At 31.5% G+C, this 7,027-nt stretch carries 6 protein-coding genes and 1 pseudogene; 1 reads left to right on the plus strand and 6 read right to left on the minus strand.

Going from position 1 to position 7,027, the window contains the following annotated elements:
* Window positions 1-265: 265 nt before the first annotated feature.
* Genes ACVC2P_RS11895 through ACVC2P_RS11905 form a run of 3 tightly spaced genes read right to left on the minus strand, consistent with a single transcriptional unit; the run spans window position 266 to window position 1,922 of the window.
* Window positions 266-556, minus strand: coding sequence for a hypothetical protein (locus ACVC2P_RS11895; protein ID WP_452598690.1), 291 nt, complete (start codon window positions 554-556; stop codon window positions 266-268).
* Window positions 543-887, minus strand: coding sequence for a hypothetical protein (locus tag ACVC2P_RS11900; RefSeq protein WP_452598691.1), 345 nt, complete (start codon window positions 885-887; stop codon window positions 543-545). The genes ACVC2P_RS11895 and ACVC2P_RS11900 overlap by 14 nt, the downstream gene beginning before the upstream one ends.
* A 3-nt stretch (window positions 888-890) precedes the next feature.
* Window positions 891-1,922, minus strand: coding sequence for an RHS repeat domain-containing protein (locus ACVC2P_RS11905; RefSeq protein ID WP_452598695.1), 1,032 nt, complete (start codon window positions 1,920-1,922; stop codon window positions 891-893).
* A 115-nt stretch (window positions 1,923-2,037) separates the two neighbouring features.
* Here ACVC2P_RS11905 and ACVC2P_RS11910 point away from each other — a divergent pair, with 115 nt between their 5' ends.
* On the plus strand, window positions 2,038-3,072 hold the full coding sequence (locus tag ACVC2P_RS11910; RefSeq protein WP_452598692.1) for a tyrosine-type recombinase/integrase: 1,035 nt from the start codon (window positions 2,038-2,040) through the stop codon (window positions 3,070-3,072).
* A gap of 507 nt (window positions 3,073-3,579) precedes the next feature.
* Here the strand turns inward: ACVC2P_RS11910 and thrC are convergent.
* The 3 genes and pseudogenes from thrC to ACVC2P_RS11925 form a co-directional block, all read right to left on the minus strand.
* Window positions 3,580-4,872, minus strand: coding sequence for a threonine synthase (gene thrC / locus ACVC2P_RS11915; RefSeq protein WP_452598693.1), 1,293 nt, complete (start codon window positions 4,870-4,872; stop codon window positions 3,580-3,582).
* A 23-nt stretch (window positions 4,873-4,895) separates the two neighbouring features.
* Window positions 4,896-5,828, minus strand: coding sequence for a homoserine kinase (locus ACVC2P_RS11920; protein ID WP_452598694.1), 933 nt, complete (start codon window positions 5,826-5,828; stop codon window positions 4,896-4,898).
* A gap of 334 nt (window positions 5,829-6,162) precedes the next feature.
* Window positions 6,163-7,027 (minus strand): annotated as a pseudogene (locus tag ACVC2P_RS11925) (bifunctional aspartate kinase/homoserine dehydrogenase I); the annotation flags it as partial.

The following is a 7,027-nucleotide window of genomic DNA, read 5'->3' on the forward strand; positions in this document are numbered from 1 at the left end:
TAGCCACAAACCCTTTATTTACAATACTTGTTCCAACTTTGGAACCTTTTTGTTGCGGTTTTGACGATTAGTGCCTAGCAAAAGACACAAAGTATAAACCAGATTTATTGTGGAATTTATAATTTCTACTCATTACTCTAAAATACAAAAGCTTCTACAAAATTATTGTAAAAGCTTTTGTTTATTTGTAATTATCTATACTAGAAATATTATTGTTGCTGCTTACTCATACCGCCACTAGAAAGATTCTAGCGGTAGCTGGGAGTTATATAGATTGCGACTCTATCTTATCTCCATAACGCTTACGTAGATTATAACAAAACTCTTGAACAATTCTTTCACTACTTTGATTATTAAATTTTTCTTCCTCAAACCAAATATGAATAAAATGGTCTTCTAACGAAATACCTATTTTCCCTTCTGTTAAATACTTAAAATTATAATCATCATCATCAATAAAATCAATATTGGGGCTTAAACTAATAAAAAAACTTTTCCAATGTTCATTAAAAGGAAATCCTATTTGATTATTATTTTGTATTCTATATTCCATCATTTTTTTTGTAAAAAGGTAAATATTTTTTTTGAATTTCCTCTTCTAATTCATTTGATAAATCTTCAAAATAAAATATATCAATTTCTCCTATATTTTCTTGACAAAAATTATAAATTCTTTCTATATTTTCATTAGAAAATTTACAGTCTAAAAAAAAACCCAATCTTTTAATTCCCTCATTTTTATATTCGATAATTAAACTAAATGCGGATTGCATTTCCATTATCTTAGAAAATTCATTTCTTAAAATATCGTTTATATCATTTATATCCCCTTTTGGATAACCCCAAATCAATAACTCTTCGTAATTTGCTTTTTTATTCTCAATCATAATTTAGTCAATTATTGTTCCACTTCTAGGTTTTATATTTTCTTCAAACCATCGACCCCAAACATTTGGAAACTCAATTGAAGTTCCAGGTTGTCTAGGGTCAACCAGTTTTGGAGCTAATCCTCTTTGATATAATGGGTTTGTTTTTGCAAAAGGTTGAGGTATTGTATACTCATCAACCATATTATCAAGCCAGTCTGGAATTTCAAAAGAAAAAATCTTTGATTCGTCTCCTCTTATTCCTTGAAAATATCTTGCATGGTCTAAATTCCCTCTACTTAAACTTATATTTCCCTTTTTTCTAAAAGTTACATTTCCTAAATCATCAATAAAAACACGGTCAAAGCTTCCCCCTCCTTGCACTCTAAAATATCTTTGATAGCCTTTCGTACTTTTAAATAGATTTTTGGTTGCACTACGATATAATGTTGATGTTCTTGCAGAAGGGAGAAAAAACAGAGGTGCTTCAAGAATTAATTGGCTTTTTGCCATTCTATTTCCATTATTAGCTTCAATAATTCTATTAGCCCCTAATAGATATACAGCCATATCTCCAAAATAATTTCCTGTGATATTTTTCCCTGGTTGTTTTCTTTCTTTTGGGTATTTGAAATTTTGGAGAGCTTCTGCTTTTCTTCCGCCTTGTAACATGTCAGAAAACCTTTTAGGAAGAAAAACATCATACCATTTACTATAATCTGCATTCTCAATTTGACTTAAAATAGCTTCTTCTAAGCCTTCTAATTCAATAGCGTGTATAACTTTATTACCACTAAAACTGTAAGGAGTATAGTGAGGATAATCTTTTGTTAACGGGTCAACAGCAAAAAACCTCCCAACCCTAGGATCATGCATTCTAAATTTGTAGTTTACAGAATTCCCTTCCCCCTTAATCTCATCATCTTTTTCCTGCCCTTGGAAGCCATACCTATATCCATCACTACTCCCATTACGATTAGGTACTAGCATACCAAAAGAATAGTAATCAAAAGTACTACTACATTCAATAAAATAAGAACGTTCAATTGTTTTAATACAAGCTTAAAACTGCATAATATTGCTATTTTAAGCCTTATATTTGTAATAAAGGTACCTCTTTTTTTGATAAATAAAAAGATAAATTTTATTGTTTTTAACGGTCTATTATTTTATGAAAACAACAACTCCAATTGTTCCTCTGTTTAAGCAATTTATAAGAGAAAGTGAAACAGGTAAGCGCTTAAAAAAAAATGGAGAACGTATTACCAAAGGTTCTATAGACAATTATAGATATACACTTAATAATTTAATACAGTTTACAACAGACACGGGTTTTGAGCTTCGTATTTGCGATGCTTCAAAATTAAATAAAAGGGAATTAGGCTCGGAGAAGAACTATTGGAAAAAGTTTTATAAAAAATTTACAGAGTTTCTCTATAAAAAAGGGTGTTTTGATAATTATGTAGGGGCTAACATAAAAATGATTCGTACTTTTTTTAATTATTTAAAGAATGATAAAGATTTTCCTACTGGAGATTTTCAGCGTTTATTTTATGTACGCAAAGAGGAAGTGGATATTTTGGTATTGTCTCCAGAGCAATTAAAGTTTTTAATTCATGATGTTGAGTTTACCAATAGTTTAACTCCTGCAATGCGGCGTATTAAGGATGTTTTTGTATTTGGTTGTACAACAGGACTTCGGTTTTCGGATATTTTTAATTTAACGAACAAGAATTTTGAAAAGCAAGGGGAGGAGTGGTATTTAAAGATAAAGTCGCAAAAGACCAAAACTTATAGTTTTATAAAATTACCTAGTTATGCCATTGCTATTTATAAAAATTATAAAAAGACATCGGCAAAAACGCCTGTTTTTGGAAGTATTAGCTTGTTTATTTTTAATAGAAGTTTAAAGCAAATAGGAGAGAAGGCAGGGTTTACAAACCCTATAGAAGTATCTAGAGAAAGACAAGGGAAACCTAAAGGGGCATCTGTAAAAGGTATTAGGTTTTGCGATAAAATGAGTTCGCACATGATGCGTAGAACGGCTATTACTACTTTATTAATTTTAGGTATGCCAGAGCATTTAGTGCGTAAAATTAGTGGGCATAGCCATGCAAGTAACTCGTTTAATAGGTATGTGCATTATGCACAAGCATATATAGATACAGAAATAGATAAGGTACATAATAAGCTAGAAAAGCTTTAATTAGTACGTGAAACCTAATTGAGTTTGTTTTACGAAAATTAAATTTTTGGAGTGTTGGTCTATTTAGTTTGTTATTCTCCATAAAAATGGAACGCTAACTTTTTGTATGGAAATTTAGTTAAGGAACTAAGGTGTTTTTATAATGTAAAATATATTTTGTACTATTTGTTTACAATATATTTTTATGTGAGATGAATATTAAATAACATAATATTTTTACCGACTATCCTTTTCGTGTTATAATACTATTTATAACGCGAAGCTTAACTTGTTTTAACATAATACTTAAAAACATAAATGCGTCTAGGTGAGAACCTAAAACAAGTTAAGGTTGATGCTAAATTTTATGATTGGTTACAGATATTAAATACCTTTTTTATACTAGAATATAAACTTTCAATTTGTACTTATGTACAAGGCTAAGGAATTAGATTTTTAGATACAAATCCAATAATTATCGGGTTTGTATCTAAAAAACACTTTTTAAATGTTAAAACAGTAATTCTTTTAGCTTAATAAAAACGTTTTTAAATCCTTATAAGTGCTTATGCTTGTCGCCACTTTTGTTTTATGCATTACTGCCTGTATTTGTGCTGGTAGGTCTTGTTTTTCGTTAATTGCGGCTTCCACAATATCTAAAAACTTAGTAGGGTGTGCTGTTTCTAAAAATACACAATGTGCATTGGGATTATTTTTTAAATATGCTTTGCAGCCTAAGTAACCCACAGCTCCATGCGGGTCTGCTACATAATTATATAAGTCATAGATTTCTTTTAAGGCTACGTTAGTGTCTTCGTCTGTAAAACTATAAGAGGATAAGTTACTTTGTAAGGCCTTAAAATTGTTGTTATAAATTTCTTGTATGCGTATAAAATTACTTGGGTCTCCAACATCCATAGCATTACTTATGGTTTGTACAGAGGGTTTAGGTGTGTATTCTTTGGTTTTTAAATAATTTGTTACCACATTATTTGCATTGTTTGAGGCTATAAAATGCTGTATTGGTAAGCCTAATTGCTGCGCCATCATACCAGCGCAAACATTACCAAAATTACCACTAGGTACAGAAAATACAATGTTTTTGTGGGTATTATGCAATTGTTTGTAAGCAAACATAAAGTAAAATAGTTGTGGTAACCATCGTGCTACATTTATAGAATTTGCAGATGTTAATTGCATTTGCGAGGTTATTGTATCATCTAAAAAAGCACGTTTTACCATAGCTTGGCAATCATCGAATGTGCCATTTACTTCTAAAGCGGTTATGTTTTGCCCTAATGTAGTGAGTTGCTTTTCCTGTATATCGCTTACTTTTCCGCTTGGGTATAAAATAACCACGTTAACGCCTTTTACGCCTAAAAAACCATTGGCTACAGCGCCACCTGTATCTCCAGAAGTAGCGACTAAAACGGTAACTTCGTTTGTGTTTTCTTTATTAAAATAGCCTAAACAGCGCGCCATAAAACGTGCGCCTACATCTTTAAACGCCATAGTTGGACCATGAAATAGCTCTAATGTAGAAATTGCATTATTAAGTTTTACTACAGGAAAATCAAAGGACAAGGTTTCATCTATAATGGTCTTTAAAACGGTTTCTGGAATCTCTGGAGAGACGAATTGTTTAATGGCTTTATAAGCTATTTCTGTATACGATAAGTTGTCTATAGTTTCGAAAAACGATTGTGGTAAAGGTGTTATTGTTTCTGGGAAGTACAAACCTTTATCTGGTGCTAGCCCTTTTATTACAGCATCTTTAAACGATGTGTTTGGTGCTTTTTTATTTAAAGAGTAATAATTCATATTCAGTATTCAGTATTCAGTATTCAGTGGTTAGTAGTTAGTGCTTTTATGCCTTCTGTATTTATTTTAGAAACATAAATATTGAAATTTATATCGGTTTTGGAATATACATTACGCATGGCTTCTGCAACTTGTTTTGCATTGGTTTCACCTTTACTTAATGTGAAAATTGAAGGGCCAGAACCCGAAATACCACAGCCTAAGGCTCCTGCTTTTATGCTTTCGGTTTTTATGGTATTGTAATGTGGAATTAATTGTTGTCTGTAGGGTTCTATAATGCCATCGTTTAACGATTGACTTAATAAGTTATAATCGTTAGTATGCATAGCATGCACTAAACTTCCTACGTTTGCCCATTGTGTAATAGCACTTTTTAATGGAACGTTTTTTGGTAGTATGGCTCTAGCTTCTGCGGTTTTTATTTCAATCTCTGGGTGTATTATAGTAGCATATAATGCTTTAGGTGTAGGAAGTTGTAATACTTTTAAGGGCTCGCATGATTTTACTAAAGTGAAACCTCCAAATAGGGCAGGAGCAATATTATCGGCATGTTCGCTACCACTGGCTAAAGCTTCTCCTTTCATAGCAAAATAGGTTAACTCTGTGGTATTGTATGGTTTTCCTAATAGTTCGTTTATAGCATATACGCTTCCTCCTGCACTTGCCGAGCTACTACCAATACCACTTCCTGGTTTTATATTTTTATAGATTTCTATTTCAAAGCCACAATTGGGTTTAGCATGTTCTATTAATGCCAATGCAGAAACTCCTGCTACATTTTGTTCTGCTTCGTATGGTAAATTGTAGCCTTCAATTTTTGTTATAGTAATACCTTTGGTTTCGGTTTTACGAACAACCATTTCATCGCCAATGGTATCTAGACAAAAGCCTAACACATCGAAACCACAGGACACATTTGCTACTGTTGCTGGTGAAAATATTTTTATTTCTTTCATATCTATTTGCCGCGAAAGCGGTAATCTTTTTTAATTCCCGTAAAGACGGGAATCTCTTAATTATTGTTTTAATGGTTCTCGATACAAAATTCTTGAAAAAAGAATTTTACTCTAACTGACGCTAGTGTATCAATTTACAATGTATTTGATATCATACTTTATTACCTTAAGTGTATTCTTGTCTGCATAGGAATGACAATATTAAAACTTGAACTTCGTAAGAGTAAGTAATTCAAAAATCGTTACTCGTTGTTCTTCAATCGTTAATCATTTAACAGATTGCACGTCCTACATCTTTGTAATGATAATCTATTTTATAGTTTTCCTAATTCCTCTAATTATTTCCTATTCTAATAATATCTGCAAATAGGCCAGAAGCTGTAACATCTGCACCAGCACCTGCTCCTTTTATAATCATAGGTTGTTCTGGATAGCGTTCTGTATAAAACATTACAATATTATCTTTCCCTTTTAAATTATAAAACGGGTGTCCTTCAGGAATGTGTTTTAAGCCTACTTTTGCTTTTCCGTTATTAAATTCGGCAACGTATTTTAATTGACAGTTTTTAGATTTAGCTTCAGCATATAAGGTTTTAAAATGCGCTTCGTCTTCAATGAGAGAATCGTAGAAATCGTCTACAGTATTACTTTTTAAGTTTTTTTCAGTTAAAAAGGACTCGTTAGTAATATCTTCTACATTTATATTAGTGCCATTTTCTCTGGCTAGAATTAAAATTTTTCTAACAACATCTATACCGCTTAAATCAATTCTTGGATCAGGTTCTGTATAGCCTTCAAATTGTGCTTGTTTTACAATGTCATGAAAGTTTCTTTTATCGGTATAATTATTAAAGATAAAGTTTAAACTCCCCGATAATACGGCTTGTATAGAGGTTACTTTATCTCCAGAGGCTACCATATTGTTTAGTGTATTTATTACTGGTAAGCCTGCACCCACATTAGTTTCGAATAAAAATGGCGCATTGTATTTTACAGATAAGTGTTTTAGATTGCTATAGTTTTCGAAATCGCTAGAGCATGCTATTTTATTACAAGCTACTACCGCAATACTATTTTTTAAATACTCAGCATATAAATTTGATACGGCTTCGCTTGCAGTAATATCAATAAAAATACTATTACGTAAATTTAAGGCTATAGCTTTGTCTAAAAAACCTTGTAAATTGGCTTGTGTGCCT

This window comes from Pontimicrobium sp. MEBiC01747, from assembly GCF_053601635.1.